The sequence below is a fragment of the Bartonella sp. OD88NMGDW genome, assembly GCF_042193775.1.
In the GTDB taxonomy this organism is placed as follows: Bacteria; Pseudomonadota; Alphaproteobacteria; order Rhizobiales; family Rhizobiaceae; genus Bartonella; species Bartonella grahamii.
Map to the genome: position 1 here is coordinate 97,660 of NZ_JBHIMA010000006.1, position 25,772 is coordinate 123,431.

General features: G+C 36.0%; 24 protein-coding genes, 3 tRNA genes and 4 pseudogenes. 16 read left to right on the forward strand and 15 right to left on the reverse strand.

Annotation, left to right across the window (positions count from 1 at the left end; translation table 11 throughout):
• Positions 1 to 29 precede the first annotated feature (29 nt).
• The 5 genes from ACFIJR_RS06290 to ACFIJR_RS06310 form a co-directional block, all read right to left on the reverse strand.
• Positions 30 to 251 (reverse strand): hypothetical protein, encoded by a 222-nt coding sequence (locus ACFIJR_RS06290; RefSeq protein ID WP_375648639.1) that lies wholly within the window; start codon positions 249 to 251, stop codon positions 30 to 32.
• A 72-nt stretch (positions 252 to 323) separates the two neighbouring features.
• On the reverse strand, positions 324 to 581 hold the full coding sequence (locus tag ACFIJR_RS06295) for a hypothetical protein (RefSeq protein WP_375648638.1): 258 nt from the start codon (positions 579 to 581) through the stop codon (positions 324 to 326).
• Between the two features lie 5 nt (positions 582 to 586).
• Complete coding sequence (locus ACFIJR_RS06300; protein ID WP_375653832.1) at positions 587 to 832, reverse strand: MFS transporter; 246 nt, start codon at positions 830 to 832, stop codon at positions 587 to 589.
• Entirely contained in the window at positions 718 to 1,047 is a 330-nt protein-coding gene (locus ACFIJR_RS06305; RefSeq protein WP_375653829.1) for a hypothetical protein, read from the reverse strand. Before ACFIJR_RS06305 ends, ACFIJR_RS06300 begins: the two co-directional genes overlap by 115 nt.
• Positions 1,048 to 1,278: 231 nt before the next feature.
• Positions 1,279 to 2,205 (reverse strand): D-2-hydroxyacid dehydrogenase family protein, encoded by a 927-nt coding sequence (locus ACFIJR_RS06310; protein ID WP_375627117.1) that lies wholly within the window; start codon positions 2,203 to 2,205, stop codon positions 1,279 to 1,281.
• 1,037 nt (positions 2,206 to 3,242) lie between these two features.
• Between ACFIJR_RS06310 and ACFIJR_RS06315 the strand changes: the two genes are divergently transcribed.
• From ACFIJR_RS06315 to ilvC, 3 genes are all read left to right on the forward strand, one after another.
• Positions 3,243 to 4,364, forward strand: a complete 1,122-nt coding sequence (locus ACFIJR_RS06315) for an ATP-dependent RecD-like DNA helicase (protein ID WP_375627119.1) — start codon at positions 3,243 to 3,245, stop codon at positions 4,362 to 4,364.
• Between the two features lie 84 nt (positions 4,365 to 4,448).
• Positions 4,449 to 5,183 (forward strand): pyridoxine 5'-phosphate synthase, encoded by a 735-nt coding sequence (locus tag ACFIJR_RS06320; protein ID WP_375626555.1) that lies wholly within the window; start codon positions 4,449 to 4,451, stop codon positions 5,181 to 5,183.
• Between the two features lie 1,068 nt (positions 5,184 to 6,251).
• Positions 6,252 to 7,271, forward strand: a complete 1,020-nt coding sequence (ilvC, locus tag ACFIJR_RS06325; RefSeq protein WP_375627121.1) for a ketol-acid reductoisomerase — start codon at positions 6,252 to 6,254, stop codon at positions 7,269 to 7,271.
• Positions 7,272 to 7,385: 114 nt separating this feature from the next.
• On the opposite strand, the gene ACFIJR_RS06330 is transcribed toward ilvC, so the two are convergent.
• From ACFIJR_RS06330 to ACFIJR_RS06345, 4 genes are all read right to left on the reverse strand, one after another.
• On the reverse strand, positions 7,386 to 8,777 hold the full coding sequence (locus ACFIJR_RS06330; RefSeq protein ID WP_375627123.1) for an amino acid permease: 1,392 nt from the start codon (positions 8,775 to 8,777) through the stop codon (positions 7,386 to 7,388).
• A gap of 719 nt (positions 8,778 to 9,496) precedes the next feature.
• Positions 9,497 to 10,897: an amino acid permease gene (locus ACFIJR_RS06335; protein ID WP_375627125.1), complete on the reverse strand. Its 1,401-nt coding sequence runs from the start codon at positions 10,895 to 10,897 to the stop codon at positions 9,497 to 9,499.
• Positions 10,898 to 11,729: 832 nt separating this feature from the next.
• Positions 11,730 to 12,035 (reverse strand): hypothetical protein, encoded by a 306-nt coding sequence (locus ACFIJR_RS06340; protein WP_375627127.1) that lies wholly within the window; start codon positions 12,033 to 12,035, stop codon positions 11,730 to 11,732.
• An 81-nt stretch (positions 12,036 to 12,116) separates the two neighbouring features.
• Entirely contained in the window at positions 12,117 to 12,725 is a 609-nt protein-coding gene (locus ACFIJR_RS06345) for a fumarylacetoacetate hydrolase family protein (protein WP_375627129.1), read from the reverse strand.
• Between the two features lie 592 nt (positions 12,726 to 13,317).
• On the opposite strand from ACFIJR_RS06345, the pseudogene ACFIJR_RS06350 reads away from it, so the two are divergent.
• A pseudogene (locus tag ACFIJR_RS06350) lies at positions 13,318 to 13,624 on the forward strand (hypothetical protein); the annotation flags it as partial.
• Here ACFIJR_RS06350 and ssb read toward each other — a convergent pair.
• Positions 13,558 to 14,030, reverse strand: a pseudogene (gene ssb / locus ACFIJR_RS06355) (single-stranded DNA-binding protein). The pseudogenes ACFIJR_RS06350 and ssb sit on opposite strands and share 67 nt — an antisense overlap.
• A gap of 266 nt (positions 14,031 to 14,296) precedes the next feature.
• Here ssb and ACFIJR_RS06360 point away from each other — a divergent pair.
• The 3 genes from ACFIJR_RS06360 to ACFIJR_RS06370 all read left to right on the forward strand — a co-directional run bounded on the left by ACFIJR_RS06360 (position 14,297) and on the right by ACFIJR_RS06370 (position 14,877).
• Positions 14,297 to 14,476 (forward strand): hypothetical protein, encoded by a 180-nt coding sequence (locus ACFIJR_RS06360; protein WP_375626563.1) that lies wholly within the window; start codon positions 14,297 to 14,299, stop codon positions 14,474 to 14,476.
• Between the two features lie 79 nt (positions 14,477 to 14,555).
• On the forward strand, positions 14,556 to 14,753 hold the full coding sequence (locus ACFIJR_RS06365; RefSeq protein ID WP_375627132.1) for a type II toxin-antitoxin system HicB family antitoxin: 198 nt from the start codon (positions 14,556 to 14,558) through the stop codon (positions 14,751 to 14,753).
• On the forward strand, positions 14,737 to 14,877 hold the full coding sequence (locus ACFIJR_RS06370) for a hypothetical protein (protein WP_375653831.1): 141 nt from the start codon (positions 14,737 to 14,739) through the stop codon (positions 14,875 to 14,877). The genes ACFIJR_RS06365 and ACFIJR_RS06370 overlap by 17 nt, the downstream gene beginning before the upstream one ends.
• A 231-nt stretch (positions 14,878 to 15,108) precedes the next feature.
• On the opposite strand, the pseudogene ACFIJR_RS06375 reads toward ACFIJR_RS06370, so the two are convergent.
• Positions 15,109 to 15,621: pseudogene (locus ACFIJR_RS06375) on the reverse strand (hypothetical protein).
• Positions 15,622 to 15,633: 12 nt separating this feature from the next.
• Positions 15,634 to 15,909, reverse strand: a pseudogene (locus ACFIJR_RS06380) (hypothetical protein); the annotation flags it as partial.
• Between ACFIJR_RS06380 and ACFIJR_RS06385 the strand changes: the two are divergent.
• Positions 15,867 to 16,025, forward strand: a complete 159-nt coding sequence (locus ACFIJR_RS06385; protein ID WP_375653834.1) for a hypothetical protein — start codon at positions 15,867 to 15,869, stop codon at positions 16,023 to 16,025. The pseudogene ACFIJR_RS06380 and the gene ACFIJR_RS06385 sit on opposite strands and share 43 nt — an antisense overlap.
• A gap of 115 nt (positions 16,026 to 16,140) precedes the next feature.
• On the opposite strand, the gene ACFIJR_RS06390 is transcribed toward ACFIJR_RS06385, so the two are convergent.
• Positions 16,141 to 16,494, reverse strand: coding sequence for a hypothetical protein (locus ACFIJR_RS06390; protein ID WP_375626565.1), 354 nt, complete (start codon positions 16,492 to 16,494; stop codon positions 16,141 to 16,143).
• Between the two features lie 308 nt (positions 16,495 to 16,802).
• Between ACFIJR_RS06390 and ACFIJR_RS06395 the strand changes: the two genes are divergently transcribed.
• Positions 16,803 to 16,955 (forward strand): hypothetical protein, encoded by a 153-nt coding sequence (locus tag ACFIJR_RS06395; RefSeq protein WP_375648425.1) that lies wholly within the window; start codon positions 16,803 to 16,805, stop codon positions 16,953 to 16,955.
• A gap of 255 nt (positions 16,956 to 17,210) precedes the next feature.
• Here ACFIJR_RS06395 and ACFIJR_RS06400 read toward each other — a convergent pair.
• Positions 17,211 to 17,296: transfer RNA gene (locus ACFIJR_RS06400), tRNA-Leu, on the reverse strand.
• 147 nt (positions 17,297 to 17,443) lie between these two features.
• On the opposite strand from ACFIJR_RS06400, the gene ilvA reads away from it, so the two are divergent.
• The 3 genes from ilvA (at position 17,444) to ACFIJR_RS06415 (ending at position 20,961) form a co-directional block, all read left to right on the forward strand.
• Positions 17,444 to 18,721, forward strand: coding sequence for a threonine ammonia-lyase IlvA (gene ilvA / locus ACFIJR_RS06405; protein WP_375651855.1), 1,278 nt, complete (start codon positions 17,444 to 17,446; stop codon positions 18,719 to 18,721).
• A gap of 35 nt (positions 18,722 to 18,756) precedes the next feature.
• Entirely contained in the window at positions 18,757 to 19,287 is a 531-nt protein-coding gene (locus ACFIJR_RS06410) for a hypothetical protein (protein WP_375626588.1), read from the forward strand.
• A 291-nt stretch (positions 19,288 to 19,578) separates the two neighbouring features.
• On the forward strand, positions 19,579 to 20,961 hold the full coding sequence (locus ACFIJR_RS06415) for a DEAD/DEAH box helicase (RefSeq protein ID WP_375626569.1): 1,383 nt from the start codon (positions 19,579 to 19,581) through the stop codon (positions 20,959 to 20,961).
• A gap of 1,340 nt (positions 20,962 to 22,301) precedes the next feature.
• Here the strand turns inward: ACFIJR_RS06415 and ACFIJR_RS06420 are convergent.
• Positions 22,302 to 22,376, reverse strand: a tRNA-Asn gene (locus tag ACFIJR_RS06420).
• A 184-nt stretch (positions 22,377 to 22,560) separates the two neighbouring features.
• Here ACFIJR_RS06420 and ACFIJR_RS06425 point away from each other — a divergent pair.
• The 4 genes from ACFIJR_RS06425 to ACFIJR_RS06440 all read left to right on the forward strand — a co-directional run bounded on the left by ACFIJR_RS06425 (position 22,561) and on the right by ACFIJR_RS06440 (position 25,702).
• Positions 22,561 to 22,634 (forward strand) — tRNA-Cys (locus tag ACFIJR_RS06425).
• A 220-nt stretch (positions 22,635 to 22,854) separates the two neighbouring features.
• Complete coding sequence (locus ACFIJR_RS06430; protein WP_375626571.1) at positions 22,855 to 23,529, forward strand: protein-L-isoaspartate O-methyltransferase; 675 nt, start codon at positions 22,855 to 22,857, stop codon at positions 23,527 to 23,529.
• Positions 23,530 to 23,682: 153 nt separating this feature from the next.
• Entirely contained in the window at positions 23,683 to 24,888 is a 1,206-nt protein-coding gene (locus tag ACFIJR_RS06435) for a TolC family outer membrane protein (RefSeq protein WP_375626590.1), read from the forward strand.
• A gap of 247 nt (positions 24,889 to 25,135) precedes the next feature.
• Entirely contained in the window at positions 25,136 to 25,702 is a 567-nt protein-coding gene (locus tag ACFIJR_RS06440; RefSeq protein ID WP_375626573.1) for a DUF2497 domain-containing protein, read from the forward strand.
• The last annotated feature ends 70 nt before the right edge of the window (positions 25,703 to 25,772 follow it).

Genomic DNA, 25,772 nt, shown 5'->3' on the forward strand with positions numbered 1-25,772 from the left:
TTCGACGAAGAGTCTACAATATAAGCAACTCAAGGGCCATACCATCCTAATCCAAAAAAACCTAACCAAGCAGATAAAATAGTTAAATAAATTATCGATCCACTAATACCCAAAATTAATATTAAAAATCCAAAAACGACTGCAATCATGCAAAAGAAGACAGGAAAAAATCGTCCTTTTCTACAATGATCACTCCACGCTGCTAAAATAATTCTTCCTAAGGCACCAGAAGCCTGTGAAACAAAGAACAAATAAGCACTTTTATCTAAAGACAGGTGATAGATTCTATAAAAATAAATCATTATAAAAATGGTTAAAACATATTAAACTATCACAAGTGAAACGCCTGAAAAAATAATATTCTTCATATACGGCATATATGGCGCAGCCAACATCGCAAGACGAGACAATACCTTTGCATGGAACGAAACTCTTGCCTTACTTTCTGGAACGAGAGCTACAACTTTTTCTGGTGCGTGATAAAAAATAATAAAGATACATCCCCCTAAAAAAGAAACGATGGCACCGACCAAAAACGCACCTTGTATGCCATAGACAAGCGCACTAGCAGGAAGAACCATCCCAGCTAATGTCCCCTACCTAATGGTAGCCTCGTCTGCTTTATTCCCATTGCAAATCCGCGCTGCGATTTTGGAAACCATGAAGAAACAGATTTAGCGCCACCGGGTTGAGCAGAACTATAAAATCCCCCTACAATTAGCAAACAGACCAAAAGGGAAATATAGTTATCTGCGATTGCTCCCAACAAAAGAGCGACAGAAACACCGACCGCTCCAACTCCAACAATATAGCGCTCGTTATGTCTAGTAATTCGCCAGCTACAAGTAACCCAATAATAGGTAGGAATTGCGCTGCTGAAGACAGCAAACCTATCTGAGAGTCACTAAGCGAGAAATCCTTCTTAAAAAATTCAGCTAAAGGACCAATCCCTTGAACAAAGAAGCAAGCTGATGCTTGAGCGATAGTGGCAACAAGCAATATAATCCATCTATAATAATTTTTTTCTATAAATTTATTATTGCTCACTATGCCCCCTCCAATTAAAGTGTATTCCAATAAAGTAGCCTTTTTTTAATAATGCTTGCAACAATAAATTAGGTATTTTATGCTGATTACATAAAAATCTGTCAATACGATTGGTCTTAATATGAAAGCTAAGGAATATGCTTAATTTAAGGAAATAAGCTATTATGTGTCGTGCAAATTTGATACGCTAGCGATATAAGATAAATTTTACAAACATTGGCTCATCCGGCATTAAGCGCTCTTCATAAAAGACGCTATATTTTGGCAAGCTTTTTCAAAATAATTCTCAAAGCTTTCTTCAGTCACATAGCCCAGATGCGGTGTGCAAAGAACTCTATCTGATTGCAATAATTTGCTCTCATATACCGGCTCGCTGTCATAAACATCCAGTGCAAAGTAAGTTGAATTTTCCAAACTTAGTATTTTTTCTATCGCCCCTTTTTCAACCAAAGCTGAACGCGCTGTGTTGACAAAAATAGCATGAGGTTTCATGCTCAATAGGTCATCTAATTGAATGATTTCTCTGGTTTTATCGCTTAAACGTAAATGTACGGATATAATGTCAGGACGTGTAAAAAATTCATCTTTTGAATGCGTAAAATGATAACCTAAATTTTTTGCTTCTTGCGTTGAACGTTCGCTCCCATAAACCAAAATGGACATGCCAAAAGCTTGAGCATATTGAGCAACCATTTTACCAATACGCCCAAACCCGAATATTCCAAGAGTAGCCCCTTTCATTTGGTTGCCAAATGTTGTTTGCCATCGTCCTTTTTTCATATCAGACACAGATTTACAGAGTTTTCTACGCGCAGACATAATTAAGAGCCACGCAAATTCAGCAGCAGAAGTTGGATCTCCACCACCGTCTAATATTTCAATTCCTAAGTCTCTACAAGCTTCTATATCAATATGTGAACCTATGGGGCCTGTTTGGCAGATTAATTTTAAATTTGGCAGTTTCAGGAGAAGATTTCTATCAACCATGGTCCGCTCTCTGATTAAGATAAGAATATCTATCTCTTTGAGCTTATCTTCTAAATCACATTCTTTAGCTAAATTATTTATAACAAGCACTTCATGCGATTTCATTAATTTTGTAATAGACTGTAATGTTAGGGTAGCTTTTTGATAGTCATCTGGAATTAATATTTTCAATTTAAATCTCCCGTTTCATTCATCAATATTTGAGCTCATTATTTCATTTCTAAAACAACCAAAAAGCAATCTCATCGCTGATATTTTGACATAACGCCAAGCCTATTAACAAATTATACCCATTGATTTCATTGTTGTTTCTAGCAATAAGAATAGCATTAATCAGTTAGTTTTTATAAACTTTAAAACATTGCGACAAAAAGTTTGACTCAGTAGATGGAGAATTGCGCTTTTCTCATATTCTAGAGGACGGACCTGAAGTGCTACGCTGGACTGAAACCCATGTCCCAGTTTTCTTATAATAGACTACCAAGAAGGCCATACTTACGAACCAGATTTTATTGTCGAAACAGAAAACGCTACATATTTGTGCAAGATAAAGCGGGCTTTATATAAGCGTGATGTCTCTCTTTATTCGTTGAGATATAACTTATTTGTAGCATGAAGAGTAAATTTATTAAAATCGTGATAAGAGGGAAATAGGAAATATATAGGTGTATCATCATAGGGTTAAGTCGTTTTGTTGAGAGCTATTTCTATTTCCGCCAAAAGGTTTTTGATATATTTAATTATTATTTCGTAATAGTGGATGTACTTTATTTTTATGTGCAAGAAAGCTGAGTGATTGTGTAAAATAGTATTCATAAAATTACATTATTCTTATCCTGTTAAGGACATTTTTTCTAGCGAGGGTTTTGCAATTGCAATGCTCTTTTTCTCATTCTAAATTTTGGTTAGAAAAAGCGTATATAGGTATTATTTTAAATTTAAGACATGCATATTCCATTGTTGGTGTTACTGTTGTAAAAAATGATATTTTATTTGATAAGTATAAGGTGTTACCAAGAAGATCGATGTATAGATAAAATTTAGATTGCTACAATATCTTGAAAAAGCAATGGGTAAATAATTGATAATTGTGCTATGAAAGTTGTTAGATGGGCGTGTGTCAGCAATTCTTAATAAAAAAGTTTTTCTTGATAGTTGGTTTTTTTCAAAATAGTGCTCTTTTTATGCAAATTTTATGTTGGTAAGTCATGCAGTTTTCACCGGAACAGGATAATGCATTGAAGGCTGTTGCTGCGTGGTTGAAAGAGGGGCGTTCTCCACTTTTTCGCCTCTTTGGCTATGCGGGGACGGGTAAGACAACGCTGGCACGCTATTTTGCTGAAACAGTTGATGGTTCTGTTCAGTTTGCGGCGTTTACAGGCAAAGCGGCACAGGTTTTGCGCTCTAAAGGTGCCAGTAATGCTTGTACTATTCATTCGTTGATTTATTGTCCGCGTGGGGAAGAAGAAGTTTCCGATGAAGTTACGGGAAAGAAGTCTATTGCACCGACATTTGCATTAAATCGGAGGAGTGCAGCTGCACAAGCTAAGCTCATTATTGTCGATGAGTGCTCGATGGTAGATGAAAAATTGGCGCGTGATTTAATGAGCTTTCGGACGCCAATTCTTGTTCTTGGTGATCCAGGTCAATTGCCTCCTATATCAGGTGGAGGATTTTTTTCTAATGGAGAACCAGATTTTCTTCTTTCAGAAATTCATCGGCAAGCGCGGGATAATCCGATTATACGTCTTGCTATGGATGTGCGTGAAGGACGCGATATTGCTTATGGTGACTATGGAGAAGCGCGCGTTGTTACACGTAAAGAGGTCAATCAACAATTGGTTTTGGATGCTGATCAGGTATTGGTAGGGGTTAATCGTACGCGCTACCTTTATAATCAGCGTTTGCGTGTGTTAAAAGGATTTACAGCAGATTATCCGCAAGCAGGAGACAAGCTTGTGTGCTTGCGAAATGATCCTACTAAAGGTTTGTTGAATGGCTCTTTATGGAAGGTGATGACTTCACAGAAGGAAACAGTTAAACCAAGTATTAATCTTCTTGTGAAACCAGAAGAAAGTGAGCGTGGGGTAGCAAAGATTAAACTGTTAAAAGCAGCGTTTGAAAACCCTGATCAAGAAATTTCATGGCAATTAAAAAAGCGATATGATGATTTTGATTATGGGTATGCATTAACGGTTCATAAAGCGCAAGGTTCTCAATGGAATAACGTCGTTTTGTTTGATGAAAGTTTTGCATTTCGTGATATGTATGCGCGCTGGCTTTATACGGGAATTACGCGCGCAGCAGAACGTTTAATGATTGTTCGATAGAAAAAATATGTATATTATCTAAGTTTCAGATGGAAAATGCCTTTTTTCTATCTTGTTACACACTATAGAAAAATGGAAATGGGCATGGCGGTAAAACTTTCGGTTAATCTTAATGCTGTTGCTGTTTTGCGTAATCGACGGAATCTTCCGTGGCCAAATATCACGCATATTGGGCATATAGCGCTTGCTGCTGGAGCAGCAGGTTTGACTGTTCATCCACGCCCCGATGAAAGGCATATTCGTTTTGCGGATTTGCCAGATATATACTGTTTAATCAAGAACAATTTTCCTGCGGCTGAGTTTAATATTGAAGGTTATCCCAGTGATCAATTTTTGGATATTGCTGAAAACTACGCGGATCAGATTACCCTTGTTCCTGATGATCCAAATCAGCCAACGTCTGATCATGGTTGGAATTTTTCTCATGATGCGGAATTTTTGGCACCCGTTGTTAAGCGTTTGAAAAAAAGAAAGATTCGTGTATCACTTTTTGCTAATCCTACTATCGACGGTCTTGATATTGCTAAAGCAATAGGGGCTGATCGTGTGGAATTTTATACGGGACCTTACGGTGGTGCATTTCAGGAAAAAATAAAACAGGATCAAGAGCTCAATAAACTTGTTTTAGCAGCAAAAAAAGCCAAAGAACTGCAATTAGGTATCAATGCAGGTCACGATTTGACGATTGCTAATCTTCCTGCTCTTATCAATCGTATTCCTTGGCTTGATGAAGTTTCTATTGGCCATGGGCTCATTGCCGATGCATTAGAGTATGGAATGCGTGATACTGTTCAGCGTTTTGTTCGGTTATTATCGTAATCTTTTTCTCTCTATGAAATTGAAAGAGAAATTTTTATAAAGCTTTGCCAATTTATCTTAAAAAATAATATATGTTTAGATAACTAGCACTATTAGCGTGCATTATAAATATTCTATTGTTGCTCTGTTTATTGGTTGCTTTCTATCTTTTGTTTTTGAGTGTATGCGATGTTTTTTATTTGTACTATCTATTAGGGAGAAGAAATAGGGATTGGAAGGTATTTTCCTTGTAAAAGAGTGCGTAGGGTTTTTATGGATCAATACACAAATTTTCTTGATGTTTGAGCTCATTTTACGGGTTATCTGTAAATAGTATAATGTAAAATCATCCATGGATGATATGAAGTCTATTGCTATCATCATTTTATTGGCTAATTCAATGTTGTGGCAGTTTTTGGCATATAAGGGTTTTGATGATATTGACTTGTAGCTTTATGAAGTAAAGAGAGTGGTGTGCAATAAATCTTAGGCGATTATAGGGGGCCTAGAAAAGGGCTCGAGCACATTAAAAGTTCTTTATAAGGCGCCATAAATGAATAACATAATGGCAGTATGGGGGTGTTCTTTTTCGCGTGAGAAGCGTGGATATTAAAGAACGTAAAAATTAAAATGTTCTCTTTATTATTCTAAAAATATTGTTGTATATGCTTTTGAATATTGTATTAAAACAATACTTGTTATTTTGTAATTTTTCTTGCTATCCGTATTGATTTGGTTCATGTTAAAAATTGTATATTTTATCTTAATTTTTAGAATATAGTTTTTTGTTGCACGATAGAAGAGTAAAATATTAGCAAATATATTTTCTTTAGAAATCTTGTTTTGCGTAATTATTCTTTTTGTAGAATAGTAGTTGAAGTTGATTTGGGGATCTGTATATGTTTTGGGTATGTTTGGGGACTACAGTTTTTTTTATGCAATATGTAAACTTTAAAAATTATTCAATTGCTATGTTCTTATAAGCGGTGTTTTTTGTCTTTATAAGTGTGTGATGCACTGAAGATAATGTTTCTTATTTAATAAAAATAATCTGAAATCCAGTTTAAATAGAAAAAGAAGGAAGTTTTTATGCTTGTTTATTATGATCGTGATGCGGATGTTAATCTTATTAAAGGGAAAAAAGTAGCCATTGTTGGTTATGGTTCTCAAGGGCGTGCGCACGCTTTAAATTTGAAAGATTCCGGTGTAAAAAATGTGCAAATAGCTTTGCGTTCAGGGTCGGAAACAGTTAAGAAAGCTATGGCAGATGGTTTTGAAGTGGTGAGTGTTGCAGAAGCAGCAAAATGGGCAGATCTCATCATGATGGCAACACCAGATGAATTGCAAGCTGATATTTACAAAGAGCATATTCATGATCATTTACGTGATGGGGCAGTGATTGCTTTTGCGCATGGTTTGAGCATTCATTTTGGCTTGATTGAACCTAAAAAACACGTTGATATCGTGATGATTGCTCCTAAAGGTCCAGGGCATACAGTTCGTCATGAATACCAACGTGGTCGTGGTGTTCCTTGCTTAATAGCGGTGGCACAAGATGCTTCAGGGCATGCTCATGATGTAGCATTGTCTTATGCATGTGGTCTTGGTGGTGGACGTGCTGGGGTGATTGAAACAACATTTAAAGAAGAGTGCGAAACTGATCTTTTTGGTGAACAAGCGGTTCTCTGTGGAGGTCTTGTTGAACTGATTCGAGCAGGTTATGAAACATTAACACAAGCAGGTTATGCACCGGAAATGGCTTATTTCGAGTGTTTACATGAAGTTAAACTGATTGTTGATCTCATGTATGAAGGGGGCATTGCAAATATGAATTATTCGATTTCTAATACAGCTGAATGGGGCGAATATATGTCTGGTCCACGCGTAATTACGGATGAAACCAGAGCAGAAATGAAACGTATATTGAAAGATATCCAAACAGGTAAATTTACATCAAATTGGATTCAAGAATATAAAGCTGGTGCTGCTCATTTTAAAAGTATGCGGCGTTTAAATGATAATCACCCTATTGAAGAAGTTGGTAAAAAACTTCGTTCTATGATGCCTTGGATAAAATCTAACGCTTTGGTTGATAAAGAGCGTAATTGAAGCTTCTATAGAGATGTTTTGTCAATAGCTTTTATAATTTTATAGATAAATATCAAAAAAGGGTAGCTTTAGTTACCCTTTTTTATATGTTTTGTGCGACATAAGCTTTATTTTTTATTTTTTTGCATAATTCTTTTTTCCAAAAAGAAAGTATAGAATTCCTAGAAATATGAACCACGCTGGAGTGTATTTTAAAGCTATGGCAGTATCAGCTTCTAATGACAATAAATAAATAATGAATGCAAAGAAGATTAGAAGAGTCCAACACATAAAAATACCTCCAGGCATTTTATAAGGAGATACGGCATGTTGGAGAGGACGGTTGCGACGATAGACAATATAGCTGATTAAAATTATAGACCATACAAATATAAACAAAATTGCTGCGATTGTGGTTACAATTGTAAAAGCACTTATGATTGTTGGTGATAGCGATAAAACTGCATAACCTAATAAGATGCATAAGCAGGAAAAGAGTAATGCATTGGCTGGAACGCGGTTGCTAGAAAGTTTTCCTAAAAATTTAGGTGCTCCCTTTTGCGCTGCGAGACCGTATATCATGCGGCTGGTAGAAAAAATACCACTATTGGCTGAAGATGCGGCAGCTGTTAGAACAACAAAGTTCATCAAACCAGCAGCGGTTGGAATACCAATAAGTGCATACATCGTTACAAAAGGGCTTTTTTCTGGAATGATTTGATTCCAAGGAGTGACGGACATAATCACAATGAGAGAGAAAATATAAAAGAAAATAATACGGATTGGTATCGAATTGACAGCTTTGGGCAAAACTTCTTGTGGTTCTTTGACTTCAGCTGCAGCTGTTCCAGCGAGTTCAATGCCAACAAAAGCAAAAATAACAATTTGAAATCCGGCAAAAAATCCTGTAATGCCTCGAGGAAAGATATTTCCGCCGTTCCATATGTTGCCAAGGGAGGCAACGGTGCCGTTCGGGGAGATAAAGCCAGTAAAGATCATGTAAAATCCTACAATAATTAATACTAAAATTGCTAGGATTTTGATAAGGCCAAACCAAAATTCGAGTTCGCCAAATAGTTTTACGGCTACGAGGTTAAATATTAAAAAGGAAAGGATACCTATGAGAACAGGAATCCACGAATTGAGTTCAGGCCACCAAAAGTGCGTATAACTAACAATAGCAATAATTTCAGCAGTTCCGGTTACAATCCAGCACAACCAATATGTCCAGCCGATAAAAAATCCAACACTTGGACCAAGAAGATCGGTTGAAAAATCAATAAAAGATCGATATTGCGTATTAGAAAGCAGTAATTCTCCCATAGCACGCATTACGAAGTATATAGCGCAACCAATAATAGCATAAACTAATAAGATTGAAGGACCAGCGACGCTAATTGTTTTTCCTGATCCCATGAAGAGACCTGTTCCAATAGCTCCACCCAGGGCTATAAGTTGGATGTGGCGATTATCTAGCCCACGTTGCAATTTTTTCTTAGGTTTTTTTTCTAAATTTTGTTCATTCATTTTTGGGAAGTTCCCCTTAAGTTATTTTTAAATAAAAATTATCCTAAAAAAGGTAATCCCTTCTATCGGAACACACTATGGTTAAGGAGTAAAGGAATTTTTTTCTATGACTATATGTGAACAAAGAAAAACATTATGAATTAATGGAATAATTACTTTATAAATAATAACTAAAATATAAATTATATTATAATTTTTATGTTTTATACATATATTATAAATATTTATTATAAATAGAAAAATATTTTCATAGAATATATTTTATTGTAGATAGCTACTAAGATATATCCTGTTTAGAGCTGTATTTTTAATTTTGATAAAAAATTGAATATAAATTTTAGGGGGGCGGTTTTAGATAAAATCTCATGTTTTATTAGTAAACAATGTCAGTGAAGTTTATAGAGAATTCTTTACAGAATAGCGCGTTTCTTATCCTATAATGCAGTAAAATACTGTTGTTTAGGGTAGTGATATAAAGCATATAAAATTTTACACATTAAGTATTTTTAGAATGTAGGGGGGTATTTAGGGCGGGGTTAGCCCGTAGAGCCTTATGTAGGTGAACCATATAAAGTGGTTAGCAGCATCCCCCTGAACAAAGTTGGATTGTTTACAAACCCAGACTTGCGAGGAACTCTCGTCTTTTGATGTGTGAGGAGGAGGTTAAGTAGAAAAAGGGTAACTTTAGTTACCCTTTTTTGAGATGTTTTGTATAGATTTTATTTGTTCTTTGGAGCGATTTTTTTTCTTATAAATATAAAATACATTATACCTAAGAAAATAAACCAAAAGATACTGTATTTTAAAGCTGTTAGGGTATCATGTTCTAATGTCAACAAATAGAGCATGAAAGCAAAAAAAACTAACACGATTCCGCACATAATAACACCTCCCGGCATTTTGTAGACGGATTCAGCATGTAGATGAGGGTGATTGCGACGATACACAATATAGCTAATCAAAATGACGGACCATACGAATAAAAATGCAATCGCTGAAATGCTCGTCACAATTGTAAAAGCACTTATGATGCTTGGAGATGATGATGCAATTGTGTATCCTACTAAAATACATAGGCAGGAAAAGAACAGAGCATTGGCTGGAACATGGTATTTGGAAAGCTTCCCTAAAATTGGAGGAGCACCTTTTTGTGTTGCAAGCCCGTATATCATGCGGCTAGTCGAAAAAATACCACTATTTGCTGAAGAGGCAGCGGAGGTGAGAACAACAAAATTGACCAAACCAGCAGCTATTGGAATGCCTGCAAGCCAAAACATGGAGACAAAGGGACTTTTTTCTGGAACGATTTGATTCCAAGGTGTAACGGACATAATCACAGCTAGAGAAAGGATGTAAAAGAGTACAATACGCACTGGTATTGCATTAATTGCTTTAGGGAGAACTTTTTTAGGCTCTTTAACTTCAGCTGCCGTTGTTCCAGCAATTTCTATACCAACAAAAGAAAAAATGGCAATTTGAAATCCAGCAAAAAAACCTGTAATTCCTCGCGGGAAGATATTTCCATCGTTCCATACATGGTTAAGAGAGGCAACAGTACCATTTGGAGAGGTAAAGCCTGTAGCGATCATATAGAATCCAACAATAACTAATGCCAAAATTGCTACGACTTTGATAAGACCAAACCAGAATTCAAGTTCACCGAAAAATTTTACGGCAAGGAGGTTAAGGATTAAAAAGAAACCAATGCAAGCAAAAACAACAATCCATGGATTAAGTGTTGGCCACCAGAAATGCATATAGTTAATGATAGCAATAATATCTGCAGCTCCAGTTACAACCCAGCTTAACCAATAGTTCCAGCCCACAAAGAAAGCGACTCCCGGTCCTAGCATATCGGTTGAAAAATCAATAAGGGACCGGTATTGTGAATTAGAAAGCAATAATTCTCCCATAGCACGCATTACAAAGTATAGGGCACATCCAATAATCGCATAAACGAGTATGATGGAAGGTCCTGCCACACTAATTGTTTTTCCTGATCCCATGAAGAGACCTGTTCCAATAGCTCCACCGAGGGCTATAAGTTGTACGTGACGGTTATCCAAGCCACGTTGTAGTTTTATCTTAGGACCATCTTTTAAATTTTGTTTACAGTTCATTTTTTGGGGGTTCCCTTTAATTATTTTGAGGTTAAATTACACTAAAAAATGCATCATTCTGTATCGAAGCATGATATAAATGAGGTGTAAAGGAAAAAAACGTTTTTTATAATTTTGTGTGGATAAAGACAAGAATATGGTTTTGAAAAAAGAGGATGTTTTCCTCTTAAATAACGTAACAGATATTTGAATAGGGAGTTTTTAATTGTTATTATTCATAATGGTGAGAGTTTTAATTTTGGCTCAAATAGCGCTCAAAGGTTCTCATCTTAGTTTAAGAAACAGTTCTTAATGATAGAAATTTAAAATGATTTTTAAAATCACTTTTTTGTTTCATAAACGAAAAGAGGAATATCATAGCTTATTTTTTCTAAAGTGATGAATAAGGATTTTGTTTAGATAGTGATAACATTTTATAAAAGGTTGCGAGAAATTCACATCGTTTACACAAAAATCCTTGAGACTATGATAAAGAAATGCAGCGAATTCAGTTATACAAAGAAAAAAACTGGGGATTGTATAAGCTCTGTTAGAGGTTGAGCTATTCATCGTGAGAGACAGAATCAGGAAAAGATTGCTCTATTAGCTTTGCAATTTGTTATCAAAAGATAAAATTGTTCCTGTCGCTATATTAATCGCGCCTTTTATCCGCCGCTTTTTAAAGCGGAGCTGGCAAATGATATAAAAATGGTCGTTAAAGTAAACCATGCAAAGATGTTGAAAGAATGTATTGTGACAAGTTCAAAGCCTTTTTTAATTCCACCGCCAGAAGACAAAAATTTCGGGAAGTCCGTTATATAAAATATTGATACTTTGGGATTTAGTATTTGTGTCAAAAAACCGTCCATATAGCTGGTGAAAAGTTTTGTTTTACCAATAGCACTCTTTTCATTCGTTGATATTGTTTTGAATTTAAGCTGTGTTTTCCAGATTTAATCGATTTAAAGCCCATGTATAATAAAGTGCTGCCACCCATGAATTTTACTAAAAAAATAGTGTTTTGTTGTTGAGAATGAGCGCTGATACACTTAGGTATGGAAAATGTCTCATGCACATATGTTGCTGTACACAATCCTAAAACGTTTACAAATGCGTTCTTTCTTCCTAATCTCGTTGTCTTAGTGATGATAAGGGCCATATTCGGCCCCAGTAAGATGACTAAAATTAAGTGAGATGACTAAAAAAAATGAAACAATGAAAAAGGTCAGTATTTGATGATTCATTTTACCTTTAGCTCTGAAATTAATTGATCTTTGAGATATAATTCTATTCTGTCAAACTGAGAAAGTTTTCCTACACCCTGTGGAGTACCTGTGTATATGAGATCACCACGTCTTAGCTGAATGTAGTGACTCAAAAATGATATTATCTTCTCAAAGCTAAAGATCATATTTTGCGTATTGCCAACTTGTCTTGTTTCGCCATTCAGCTTCATTGCAAAGGTTATTGGGTTGTTTATTTTTTCCTTGTTTATGAAGTCAGAGACGTATGCGGCGCTTTTAAATCCTTTAGATAAAAGCCAAGGCAGCTTTTTTTCTTTCAGTTTTGTTTGCAAATCCCGCGCTGTGAGATCAAGACCTATTGCTATGGCATCATAGCATTCTTCTGCTTCTGCCTCCGTGACCATGAAAGCATCCTTTGAGATTTTGAGCACAATTTCAGTTTCAAAATGTATTTCTTTTGAAAAATCAGGGAGATAAATTTCATTGTCTAAAACGAGTGAACTGTTTGGCTTGCTAAAGATAACGGGTTCATCTTCAACAACATTGCCTAGTTCATGAACATGTTCAACATAATTGCGTCCAACACAGTAAATGTCATTTATCATAGGAGCCCTCCAAATTTTTTATTTTCTTTTTGTATAGGTAAGAGAGAACTTTGCAAACAACATTTTTTCTTATCTCGTGTTGTGCGTTTTCTGAACAAGAGGTATTGTGTGGGTTGATAACTAACCACGATGACAGTTCTTGGCATTATCTCTCTTTTGAAGAGTGCCCAATCTTACAGTCTTTAAGAGATAAGAAACACTGCTTTCATTTTGGTTGCTAATCGCGTGAAATTCCTTCAATACTTTAAAGGTGTTTTTGGTCGTCTACGCAGCGATCAGTAGGGTCTGAAAACCCTAAAGTTCGATCATAAAATGAGCCCACTCTGTGGGTGTCTCAGAATTCTGGGAGATTTTGCTATGTCCAAGTTCGATGAGCACTAAAAGCGAAAAAAGCTGATTCAAACTCAGTACTTTTAGGCTTCAGGAATATGAATGAGAGGGCGATCGCACCTGCACAAGCCCCCTTGTGTTTCTTTGCGGTATGTTCTGATACATAAGTTGGCAAGCGTCGTAAAACACAAGATGATGCTGTCGAGCTCGATGTCTCAGATCTCGCTCTACCAGCTACCAACTGATGCTCAAAAGCTTTGAGAAAAAGCAAGCCAATGAGATCAATGCCGTTGTGGCATCTATGGACGAAGAAGAGCTCTATGGAAAAGAGCTTTATTACCTATACATTCTCCAAAGCCGTTAAGAATGAACTTTTAGCTCCTTATAAGATTATTATTTGGGGTGTTGATGAAGAGGAAGTCAGTTAATCCATTCAACATCTGATAACAGATGAGAATTATAAACTTATTCTTGATGATAAAATCAAGATCATAGGCTGTCATCAAGCCTTTGCTAAAATAGATCTGAAGGTTGACTTGAGTGATGACCCAAATCTCATGCGTCGGGCTTTTGAAACGATAGCATAATTTTGAGAAGTAATGGGTGAAGGGGTAGGGGATGTCGATAAATCTTTCTTTGCATTAAGTAAATATAATTCGCCTTTAAATTGTGGTAAGATAATCTCTGTTGAGTAACGGTCATGCCCATTTTTATCTTACCATTTGCGTGTCTGTAATTTGCCTTCTACGTAAATCTTTGAACCTTTGTTTAGATATTGAAGTGCAATTTTTGCCAAATATGGATTAAAAATCACAACTGAATGCCATTCTGTTTTCTCTACTTTTTGATTGGTCTTTTATCTATATAGGTCTTAGAAGTTGCCATACGAAAATTGACTACCTCGGCTCTAGAATTCATTGTTTTGCTTTTGGTATTAGCAGCTAAATAGTCAATTAACATCACTTTATTTAGCATATTTGTAGCCCCATTAAATTAGCAATTTAATATGTAAAAATCTTAACATAATTCGTACTTTTTCAATCGTTTAAGTTTATTAATAATATTTTTAAAGTATTACATTACAATATTATTTGACAAATCATGCATCAAAAGACCATGTCACATAAATGGTACGGCTTTCTTGTTTCTGCTTTTAACTTTTCAGTAAATATCCTTTCATTAAGAGTCTGTATTAAACTTTTTTGTTCGATCTTCATTTTATGAAGAAATGGTGAGGCTAAATGAAACGAGAAGTGCTGCTTAGGGAATTACGTAAAGAAGCCAGAAAAAGAGGCATTCATTACAGTAAAGCTCCTGATGCAGGCAAAGGGTCACATTATTTGGTAACTTTTGGAGACAAGACAACCGTTATAAAATCTGATGACTTGACTCCACTTTATGTGAAAATAATAAAAAAGTAGTTGGGGGTATGAGCTGTTTTCTCAAAGGCTTAAATTTTTTGTTTCAAAAGTATTTTGATTATGACGAGGAGACATAAACATGGAATATACTTATCAAGCAAAACTGGAATCTGATTCAGATGGTAGTTTTATTGTAACCTTTCCAGGTGTACCAGAAGCAATAACAGCTGGAGAAAATAGAACTGAGGCATTAGAGAATGCTGTTGAATCTTTAGGGTTAGCATTACGGAGCTTGTCCTATGCGTGGTCTGCCTTTACCAATGCCACAACAGTATAAAGACCTTGTAGAGGTTAGGGTAGATGCGTGGAATGCTCTTAAACTTGCAGTAGTAGAAGCCTTTAATGAAGCGAATATCACAAAAACAGAATTGGCAATTGTTTGGGTAAAGACGCATTCTTGATCTAAATTATCCAACTAAGCTTCAAACACTAGAGAAAGCACTGAGTCTTCTTGGCAAGCAAGTCATTATTACAATCAAAGATGCAGCTTGAACTTTCTCTTCACCTAGAAAATTAGTCTCTGAAGCTAAGCAGCCCCCGATAGTTTTTTATCTCCTTGTTGATTTTATCTATGAACGTTGAGAAGAGACAACGCCATTTAATCTGAACAGTTTTATAAAATCGGAATTTTACTATGGCTTTTTAATGGAGCACTGTAGTGTGTAAATAGATATATTTATTAAACTGCGTGTACGTAACATAAGAAATAATACACAGACTAAAAGAGAATACCAAACAGCAATATCTGAGTATTAAAAAAGTACAGTATCCAATGAAAATAAAACTTGTACTCCACGTACTTAGAAATGACAGGTAAAGAAACCATTTCTTTATAACTACTTGGGAAAATTAAAACGACAAGCGCTAAACTTATTAGCTTTAAGAGTCTGTGCATGTACTGTTGTAAATCACGTGTTAATGTCTTCCAACCTGTTGTATTGCCGCATTTGTATTTTGGGTTGCTCTGTAATTCAGAAGGAATATTAGAATTGCATAAAATTGCAAAAACCGTTGTGACTATTACCAAAGAAACAAACGCAAATGTCAAAATATTCTGAATAAAGTCAATTTTTATTCCTGAAAAACATAAAAAATATAAAAGTTATAACGCCAAACAAGGCTCTTAGCTGCTTATCTGTAAACATATTAATTTCCTGCGGTTTTCGATAATTTTTGATTTCTCTGTTGATCTCGTCTATAAGAGGTTTGTAATTGAGAACGCTTTTCGGAATAGACCACCATAAGCTCATGCTTTTACTTGCGCTTTGGTACTAAATCCGCATTACTTAGGTGCTTTGTAATACTGATCAGTATCAAATTTTTCACACTCTCTTGTACCGTCTTCATATTCGTAGAGGTTGTAAAAATACTCCTCTGCTCCGTTTCCTCCATGGTGCATATCCCACCGCCGTTGCAACAAACCTCTTTCGCATGGGCTGTTTACGGTTTTTTAAGAACAGATGTTTTAAAATGGATATGCTTTAATTCTAATTTTACAAATTTGTCTATTTGCCTCAAATTTGACCGTACAGAGCGTTTTATATTATAAATTTTTTATCATAAAATCTTGAATCGCTTTGTACGGTGCTTTTATGTCGATTTAAACGCACATCTAATCACAAAACGATCAGCATTTTTACTAGTTTGCTAACCTGCAATGTTTTTCATTGTTCCTCCAAGATCATTAAAATCCCTTCAAGCTTTTGCTTTTCAACCAACGTGAGTGGTCTTGAATTCTCTCTCATTGCCTTTTCTTTCAGATTTTTTTCACGGGTGTTCAAAACAGCCTTGCGTACAAGATTGGCTTTCGCCCAAAGATTGTTTTCTAAGTGATCTTGTAGCGCATGTCCTTTTGCACATGCCGCGTTAATCATTTCTCCTTTTGAGGCATTGCTTTCAAAACGATAGGATTCAAAATTGACAGTGCCACTCGTTATATTGCTGTCTACACGAGAAATTGTCCAGCCTGTCTTGGTATCTAGATCAAGGCAGAGAATGGTTTGTGTATTGATGATCATGTTCCCCCCATTAAGGCTGTTGCGTAATTTATATGTGAGCTATGACAGAGCGTGTTGTGATTGCCTGTCTTGAAAAATGTTTGTGAGAAAATACTTAAAACTACTTTTTGGCCAAATTTTTTACTGCCATTCAAGGAAAAATAAGCTTGGAAGCAGTTAATCTTCGAATTGATTCTTCTTGTTTTTAATTTATATCTTTTTGTGCATGTACTATTTCAGCTTCTTTATCTATTATTTTGTCTTTTTCATCTATCTCCATTCTATACCTCACTTACTTTTCTTCGTATTATCTTACTCCTGTTAAGAGCGTGAATGATGCTGCTGGTGTTGGAGAAATCTTAGGATTATTGATGAGGCGTTTGTTAGATGCAAATGACCTTGAAGAAGAGTTTAAGCATTACAAATCAGTTACAACAGAAGCTAAGCGAATTTTATCGAGCCCTGTTGTGAAAGCTGCTTAACGTTAAAAACATGACTCATTTTCTCATCCTTAAGGATGAGAAAATCAAGATTGACTGCCTCTCCACCCTAAAAGATGAGGAGGAGTTCAAAGTGCTAAAAAGGTACTTCAAAAAGCAGCAATGATTCGTATTTTAGCATCATCGTGGTGCCGTCTGATAGCGTTATAATGGCGTTGCGAAAGGTGGTTGAGAGGGTGGTTTGATTTTTATTGATTTTTAATAAATCATTGGGAAATAAGGGAAATTAAAGTATTCTGGTGCGGACGGCGGGACTTGAACCCGCAAGGTCTTCGACCGGCAGATTTTAAGTCTGCTATGTTTACCGTTTTCATCACGTCCGCGATGAGAGTTCTCTCATAAGCTATATCTTTTATTGAATCAAGAATTAATGACAAAAGAAACATTTTTCATTTTTTTAGTGAAATTTTGACTGACAATAGTTTTCTTTATCGCTAGAAAAAGCTTTTATAATGTAAATAAAGCATGAAATGATTAGTGTTATGAGTCAATTTATTCAAGACGTCACAAAAGCTATGGTGGGATTGCATCACGTGTTTGCTGAAACACCACTTCAAAGAAATGATTTTCTTAGTCAAAAGTATGATGCAGAAATTTATTTAAAGCGTGAAGATTTAACACCGGTGCGGTCTTATAAGATTCGGGGTGCTTTCAATTTTGTTTCAGAAATGCTTAGCAGTCTACCACCAGATTCTGCATTTGTTTGTGCTTCAGCGGGGAATCACGCGCAAGGGGTTTCTTTTGTTTGTCGTTATTTTAAACGTAAAGGCGTGATTTTTATGCCTATGACAACGCCACAACAAAAAATTGAGAAAACACGTATTTTTGGTAAAGAATTCATTGATATTCGTTTAATTGGTGAAACATTTGATCAATGTTATGAAGCTGCGCAATCCTTTGTCGTGGAGAGCGGTGGTGTAATGGCTCCACCTTTTGATGATATTCGCATTATTACGGGGCAGGCAACAGTGCTCTGTGAAGCTGCTTTACAATGGAAAAAACTCAATGGAGAAAGTGAGCCAGATTTAATGATTGTGCCGGTAGGGGGTGGTGGTTTGGCAAGTGGGGTGAGCAAGTTTTTACATGGATATGGTTGGAAAACAAAGCTTCGTTTTGTTGAGCCGCAAAGAGCTGCAAGTTTGCTTGCTTGTTTGGAGAGTGGAAAACGCGTCAAGCTTGAAAATATTGACACTTTTGTAGATGGTGCTGCTGTGGCTGAAATTGGTGCGCTAAACTATACAATTCTAAAGAATTTTTCCCCTGATTCTGTCATTACGGTTCCTGAAAATCGTGTTTGTTCTACGATGGTTGAAATGCTTAATGTTGAAGGTGTGGTCCTTGAACCGGCTGGTGCTTTATCGATTGACGCGCTTAACAGTATTCCTCCTCAAGAGTTAAAGGGGAAAAAAATTCTTCTCGTTATTTCAGGAGGTAATTTTGATTTTGAGCGTTTACCAGAAATTAAAGAGCGTTCTTTACGTTTCCAAGGGTTGAGAAAATATTTTATTTTTAGTTTTCCGCAACATCCTGGTGCATTGCGTCATTTTCTTTCCACATTATCACCAGATGATGATATCGTACGTTTTGAATATCTTAAAAAATCAGCGAGAAACTTTGGTTCTGTATTGGTTGCGATTGAAACAAAAAAATACGGTAATTTTTGTCTTTTAGAGGAAAAATTTCAAGCGTTAGGTTGGCGTTATCGTGATATTACTGATGATCAAACATTATTTGATTTCGTTATTTGAGAAACTGAAATTTTACTAAAACAAGAAGCATAATGATGAAACCTATTTTTTATTTGCTGCTGAGTCTGTTTTTCTTTTTGATTGTTAATCAACAGAGTTTAGCATCTCAGCCCACAATAATACAAAAAGCTGAACTTTCAAAAGTTGTTGTTGATGTCAATAATGCTATAAAAAACAGGGATTTTGCGCCTATTTCTCATTATATGCCTGAGCGACTTTATAAAGAGATGGCACATCGATTGAATACAACAGAGAGTGCTTTACGTAGTGATTTTCTTCAACAGTTGCATAGGAAATTTGAGGATTTGCCTTCTGGTGCTTATTATTTAGATAAAGAAAATATAGAGTATTTACAAACTGATAATGGGACTTTGTATGCTTTAATTCCAACAGTTCTTGAGATGAAGGATCGCATCATTCGATATAAAACTTTGGCGATTTTTGATAAAACCCAATGGTATTTAATTTATGGCGGTCAAAAAACTTTACAAAATCCAGTTTTTCTCGAGATTTATCCTGATTTTATCAAGGTACATTTACCGATGGACACAATCATTAAAAAGTAAACGATCTAAATATTGTTTTTTATTCATGATAAATGTATTTCGTAAAGTTCTTGCTTTTTTATCATAATCCAGGGATAATGGGGGTGAAGGCATTTAGGCTGGTTTGTTGGCTTTTTCTAAAGTGAAGTTTATACGCCTTTATCTTGATTTCAAGGTGCTCATGAGCTGCGCAGGCCGCTTTTAAAGCGTTGCTTCATTTAAAATGTCAGGGATTTCTCTTGCGCGGATTCTTGAGTGGAGAGTTCAGTTGGTTACTTGTTTTGAGTTCTTCAGCTGAGGAAAGATTGTATTTTGCCTATAAAAGAAGAAAATGTTTTTACAAAGTTAGGTTTGCCTACTCTTTTGATTAAAAATTTACTCATTGCTGGGATGAGTAAACCTAAACCTATACAAGAACAAGCTATTCCAGTAATGTTGAAAGGACACGATATTTTAGGTGTTGCTCAGACAGGTTCTGGAAAAACCTTGGCTTTTGGTTTACCTATTTTAAGTCAGATTTTGGCTTTGGGTGATAAACGCTGTCCTAAAACTGCACGCGCTTTGATTTTAGCTCCAACGCGTGAACTTGCTGTCCAGATTGATGAAACGATTCGCACTGTGGCGAAGGGAGCTCATCTTTCAACATGTCTTATTTTTGGGGGCGTATCACGTTTAAAACAAATTAAACGTATGGAAGCAGGTGTGGATGTTTTGATAGCGACTCCAGGGCGTTTGAGAGATCTTGTTGGTGAAAAGTGTGTTGATCTTTCCCAATCTCGTTTTTTGATTTTGGATGAAGCAGATCGTATGTTGGACATGGGGTTTATTCATGATGTCAAGCAAATTGCAAAGCTTTTGCATCAAGAGCGTCAGACAGCACTCTTTTCTGCAACAATGCCGAGGGAAATTGCTGTGCTTGCAAAATGTTTACTCAATGATCCTGTTAAAATTGAAGTTGTTCCTCAAGGTACTACGGCTGTAGAGATTTGCCAAAAATTATATTGTGTTCCTACGAATGAAAAAAAGAATGTTTTAAGTAAACTTTTGACAAATCCAGCTTTTAATTCGGTTATTGTTTTTACCCGAACTAAACATGGGGCTGATTCTGTTACACGTAGTTTGGCAAAGATAGGGTATTCAGTCGCAACAATTCATGGGAATAAATCACAAGGTGCTCGCCAGTCTGCTTTAAAAGCTTTTCGTGAAAGATCTGTGCGGATCCTTGTGGCAACAGATATTGCTGCACGCGGTATTGATATACCAGGGATAAGCCACGTTATTAATTATGACTTACCAGATGAAGCTGAAAGTTATGTACATCGTATTGGTCGTACAGGACGTAATGGTGCATCTGGCGAAGCACTTACACTTTTTGATGAGAAGATAGAAAGGGAACGGTTGCGTGCTATAGAGCGCTTGATTCGTATGAAATTGGCGGTTGAGTCAGTTCCAGAACAATTTGCAGTGTTTCCAGAAAAGCCAATTTTGCCAGAAAGTAGAGAAAAAGAAAACGATAAGGAACGCCGTTTTAAAAAATCTAAACGTCAAAAACAGTTTTTAGGTCGAAAAGATGATGCCGCACAGTTGCAGCGAAAGAATTCTTCATCTCCAAATGAGAGGCATAAAAAAGCAAAAGCGGTGGCAAAGCGTGCAAAGCCTTTTCGTTTTCGAAAATCAGTTAAGAAGGCTGCCTAGATAAAGTCTTGAAAAAAGATTATGTACTGGAGATTTTTTACTTTTGTTGATTTATTCTCAATTGAAAAGAGGTATAAAATACTCTTGCCAAAATAAGAAGGTCTTTTAGAGGTTTTCATTTCTAAAAAATGAAAACCTCTAAGTGTTTGGATTATTTAAAAATCTTTTAAAAAGAAATTATTATTGTAGAGGCGATTATTTATTTTCTTTATTTCCATTTTTAAAATGGGAATGAAAATAGATTTTATTTATATAAAATTATTTTTTAAAAGATGTATTTTATCTTTAATGATAACTTTTAATTTTAAAAATTGATTTCTAATAATAAGCCATTGTTTTATATATAAATAATTCATTATATCGTAAAAATTTTTCATTTTTAAGCTATTTATGTGGATCAATCAAAAGTATTCATTTGCACGTTATATGTGAAATTATCGTATAGATAAACATTTGAGAAATAAATAAAATGATACTTATAAACTCTTTCAAAGGCGAGGGGTATTGCTAAGATTGAGAGTTGGAAAATAGTATGATGGTATGGCTTTTATTATAAATAAAGATGGGATGATTAATCGATTTCATTTTATATCATTTGCGGGAGTTATTGTGAAATGGGCTTGGGGGAAATTTAAGAGATATCTCTTTAGAAAAGCGTGTGACTGCATAATACAATAGCAAGAATGTCATGATTTCTGAAGGCTTTCTCAGGATTCTTAACAATTTAAAGCCGATAAGACTTTATGTATTAAATGTTTTATGACAGTGGGATGAAATATCCAGGGCAAGGTTGTTTGTAAAGCGTTGAAGTGGTTAGCAGGAGGAACAACCTGTTAGATAAGACGCCGGAATGTTTACAGACTTGTTTGATGTTTTTTGCTTTTAGGATGGGGAGGAGGTTATGTGGGATATATGGAGATAATATATTCCCTGATTCTTGTTTCTTCCATTTTTCAAAATGATTGCTTCATGAGCAGGTTTTTAAGTTTAATTGCTTTATGGAGTACAAATCATTTTTCCTTGGACAAAAAATTATATGAGATTTTTTTCATTGCTGATGGCGCTTAATAATTCCTTCTCGTGAAAGAAGCCATATTTTATAATGTGCAAATAATTGCAGCGCTCTCTGATAAAGGCGCGGTAGTTTGAAAAAAGTAATCTTATTTGTGCTATTTTAAAATGAATCAATGGTTTTTTGCGTTCATTGAAAAAAATACATCCCGTAGGATATTGCGTTTCTACTTTATTGTAAAAACCTTATTCCATAGCTTTTATTAACGAATCCCTCACTGTAAAAAACATACGGAAAATCAATAAGTTATTTGTGATAGAAAAGAATGTGGCTCCCCGGGCCGGATTCGAACCAGCGACCAACCGGTTAACAGCCGGTTGCTCTACCGCTGAGCTACCGGGGAATGGTGCCCAATCATTTAGTTGAAAAGGCTATAGCAAAGCAATACTGATTTGCAAAGGATAAAATTACTTTTTTTAAAAAAATATGATAAATTGTGTAATAAGAGGAAAAAAGGCGAGAGAAGATTTCTACACCTTGACGGATGCGTTGCCTTCCCTTATTGAAACCTTTATGTTTGTTGACGAGGCCTCGTGGCGGAATGGTTACGCAGAGGACTGCAAATCCTTGTATCCCGGTTCGATTCCGGGCGAGGCCTCCAGCCGATTTTAAACGAAACGGCTTTTAGGGGAGATGAGGTATAGGAAAATAGATTATTTCCCTCTATAGTTGTGAAGACATTTTTTTATGAGAGATCATACAGTTAAAATCTAATTGTTGACTGGAGCACCCTTTTTCGTAACGCTCATAGTTTAAGAGATCTTCGTCCATCTTTGTCGCTGTTTTGTTTGTTTTTTGTAGGTTAGGAGAAAATATTCGTTATGGTTGCAGATTTTGCTGAGCTTCGTCGCAAAATGGTTGACAATCAAATTCGTACAGTTGATGTAACGGATTTATCAGTTCTTGAAGCGTTTTTAACGGTATCTCGTGAAGATTTTGTATCGGAAGATATGAAAGTATTAAGTTATCTTGATACCGACATTGTTCTATGTCCAGTACAAGATGGGGTTCCTGCACGCTATTTGATGAAACCTGCATCTCTAGCGAAATTACTACAGCTTGCCGCTGTAAAATCATCAGATGTTGTTTTAGATATTGGTGCAAATAGTGGTTATTGTGCAGCGTTGCTTGCAAAACTTGCAGGGTCTGTGATTGCGTTGGAAAGTAATAAATCTCTTTTTGAACGTGCTCTTGAAGCTTTAGAACGTAATCAATGTGATAATGTGGTTGTCGTTCATGGTCCATTAGAGCAAGGATATGCCGTTGAGGGACCTTATGATGTGATTTTCATTGAGGGATCTGTTGATTTTATTCCACAAGGTATCTTTGATCAAATGAAAGACTGTGGACGTCTTGTTGTGGTTGAAGGGTACGGAAATGCTGCTGTTGCACAAATCTATATAAAAGAAGATGGGATCATTTCGGCACGTCGTGCTTTTAACCTCGCTGTAAAGCCTCTTCCTTGCTTTTTAAAAACACCTGGTTTTGTGTTTTAGTGCTTGTTTGTTTTGTGAATAAAAGATAATTTCGTAATTTATTTGGGGTTTGTTATTGTGTGTATTGTGTTTAGAGTAAACAAAAAGTTTCAGGTGTCTTTATTACTGGGGTTGAGTATTTTACTATCAGATACTGTTTGTGCTGAAACATTGATGGATGCCTTTTCTAAGGCTTATAAGCATAATGCTAAGTTGAATAGTGAACGTGCAGCTGTCCGTATATCCAGTGATGATGTTGTCATTGCGCGATCAGGGTTATTGCCACAAGTTGAGGGGGTTGGGAACTATGGTCGGAATAAGTCTTTTACAGGTCCTTATGTCACTTCTGGATCTATAGGCGTGAGATTAAATCAAAGATTATTTGATGGTTTTATCACGCAAAATATCTTTTCTTCAGCTCAAATTAAGTTGCAGGCTCAGCGTGAATATCTTCGTAATGTTGAACAAAATACGTTTCTGGAGACAGTGACCGCTTATGCTAATGTCTATCACGCACGTCGTGTTGCCGATCTTCGGAGAGAAAATTTGGCAGCTCTTGAAGAACAAGTTCGTTCCAATAAAGCAAAATTTGATGTGGGTGAAGGAGGGCATGTTGATCTTGCTCAAGCTCAAGCTGCACGTTCTGTGGCTGTTTCAGAGCTGAGTCTTGCTCGTGCTGATGTAAAAGCAGCAGAGGCAGTGTATCGACAAGTTATTGGTTCTGATCCTGAAAAGTTAAAACGCCCACCCGTAGCCAAAGATTTTCCCGTCAACCTTGATATGGCTTACCAAATGAGCGTTGTGATGCATCCAGCAATCCTTTATGCTAAATATTTAGTCGATGCAAGTGTTTACAATGTAAAGGCGAAAGAAGGAGCATTGCTCCCTAAAGTTGATTTTTCTGCAACAGCATCTTATAATCGAATCTACAGCGGTGCTGGAGAGGATGGAGTTTCTAAATCAATAGGATTGTCAGTAAGTGTCCCAATCTTTGAAGGAGGGCGTACGTCTGCGCAAATTCGTCAATCAAGGGAACAGCTTGGACAGGCGCAGCTTCAACTCGATTTGGCGCATAGTAATACTAGGCAAGTACTTACTTCTGCTTGGTTTCAGTTGGAGGGCGCACGCTCATCTGTTCTTGCTTACCGTGAAAGTGTTCGTGCTGCTGAAATTGCTCTGAAAGGCCGTGTTCAAGAAAATCGCGTAGGGCAAGCAACGACGCTGGATGTTTTAAATTCTCGTACTCAATTGATTAATGCTCAGATTGCGCTTGCAATGGCGGAGCGTAATGCTGTTGTGGCAAGCTATAGTGTTCAATCTTCTATTGGTAGATTGACTGCAAATTATTTAGGTTTAAAAACAATTAAATATATCCGATAATGCATAAAAGTATTTCTTTAATCTTAAATTATTTTAGTTTTTAAAAGTTGGTAAATCAATAGTTGAGTATGTTTAAAAATAGAACGGTGAGATGTTATTTTTATAAGTGTAGAAAATTGTGTGTAGCGCCCTCTTTATGACAAGCATATTTGAAAATATCGCGGGAGGCATGTTGATCTTATGATTCTTTTGCATACACTGAAAGTATGATTCTATTTGTTGTTGCGTCTTTGAGAGGTTGTAAAGTATGGTACAGAGTTCAAGCGTGTTACGTGAGCCAAGTATGGATGAAATTTTAACATCTATTCGTGAAATAATCGAAGAAAATGCGGTTCAATCTGATCACTTTTTAAATGAAGATGTTGCAGTGAATGCTTCGGAAGGTCGTTCAGAAGCTGCATCAGGAGGTATTTATGATACAACCTTATCGGTTGATGATGCTATGAAAGCTTTAGCTGATCGTATTGGTCTTTCTTCTGAAAATCAAGGGGGGAAGATAACGCAAGAGAAAGAGGATATAGAGGCAGAGAATAATACAGTTGGTATGGATATGCAAAAGATGAAGCTTTCTTCTGAAGAACGGAATTCTGTTTATAAAGCAAAAGAATATGAAGATGAGATAAGGAAATCACAGTCAGAAGCTAGAGGGGATGGTCATGTGGAATTGTCTGCATATTGTATTTCTTCTGCAGAAAAGATTGCAAAGGATGTGTTGCGTCCGGCTATAGCAGAATGGTTACAGTCTAAATTGCCTATTTTGCTGGAAGATATTTTGCGTGAAGAGATTGTGAAAGCGATTAAAAAATCATCTTAATTATTTTTATGTTTTTCATTTTATGAGAATTTTGTTTGCGATTTTGCGAGCTCTCTAGTGAATGGCTGAA

Excerpts from the sequence above, each read along its gene's own strand:
- ACFIJR_RS06340 (WP_375627127.1), bottom strand. The coding sequence starts at position 12,035 with ATGGCCCTTATCATCACTAAGACAACGAGATTAGGAAGAAAGAACGCA.
- ACFIJR_RS06360 (WP_375626563.1), top strand. The coding sequence starts at position 14,297 with ATGAAACGAGAAGTGCTGCTTAGGGAATTACGTAAAGAAGCCAGAAAA.
- ACFIJR_RS06435 (WP_375626590.1), top strand. The coding sequence starts at position 23,683 with ATGGATGCCTTTTCTAAGGCTTATAAGCATAATGCTAAGTTGAATAGT.
- ACFIJR_RS06295 (WP_375648638.1), bottom strand. The coding sequence starts at position 581 with ATGGTTCTTCCTGCTAGTGCGCTTGTCTATGGCATACAAGGTGCGTTT.
- ACFIJR_RS06345 (WP_375627129.1), bottom strand. The coding sequence starts at position 12,725 with ATGATAAATGACATTTACTGTGTTGGACGCAATTATGTTGAACATGTT.
- ACFIJR_RS06365 (WP_375627132.1), top strand. The coding sequence starts at position 14,556 with ATGGAATATACTTATCAAGCAAAACTGGAATCTGATTCAGATGGTAGT.
- ilvC (WP_375627121.1), top strand. The coding sequence starts at position 6,252 with ATGCTTGTTTATTATGATCGTGATGCGGATGTTAATCTTATTAAAGGG.
- ACFIJR_RS06335 (WP_375627125.1), bottom strand. The coding sequence starts at position 10,897 with ATGAACTGTAAACAAAATTTAAAAGATGGTCCTAAGATAAAACTACAA.
- ACFIJR_RS06385 (WP_375653834.1), top strand. The coding sequence starts at position 15,867 with ATGGTGCATATCCCACCGCCGTTGCAACAAACCTCTTTCGCATGGGCT.
- ACFIJR_RS06410 (WP_375626588.1), top strand. The coding sequence starts at position 18,757 with ATGAAACCTATTTTTTATTTGCTGCTGAGTCTGTTTTTCTTTTTGATT.
- ACFIJR_RS06320 (WP_375626555.1), top strand. The coding sequence starts at position 4,449 with ATGGCGGTAAAACTTTCGGTTAATCTTAATGCTGTTGCTGTTTTGCGT.
- ACFIJR_RS06330 (WP_375627123.1), bottom strand. The coding sequence starts at position 8,777 with ATGAATGAACAAAATTTAGAAAAAAAACCTAAGAAAAAATTGCAACGT.
- ACFIJR_RS06370 (WP_375653831.1), top strand. The coding sequence starts at position 14,737 with ATGCCACAACAGTATAAAGACCTTGTAGAGGTTAGGGTAGATGCGTGG.
- ACFIJR_RS06390 (WP_375626565.1), bottom strand. The coding sequence starts at position 16,494 with ATGATCATCAATACACAAACCATTCTCTGCCTTGATCTAGATACCAAG.
- ACFIJR_RS06440 (WP_375626573.1), top strand. The coding sequence starts at position 25,136 with ATGGTACAGAGTTCAAGCGTGTTACGTGAGCCAAGTATGGATGAAATT.
- ACFIJR_RS06315 (WP_375627119.1), top strand. The coding sequence starts at position 3,243 with ATGCAGTTTTCACCGGAACAGGATAATGCATTGAAGGCTGTTGCTGCG.
- ilvA (WP_375651855.1), top strand. The coding sequence starts at position 17,444 with ATGATTAGTGTTATGAGTCAATTTATTCAAGACGTCACAAAAGCTATG.
- ACFIJR_RS06430 (WP_375626571.1), top strand. The coding sequence starts at position 22,855 with ATGGTTGCAGATTTTGCTGAGCTTCGTCGCAAAATGGTTGACAATCAA.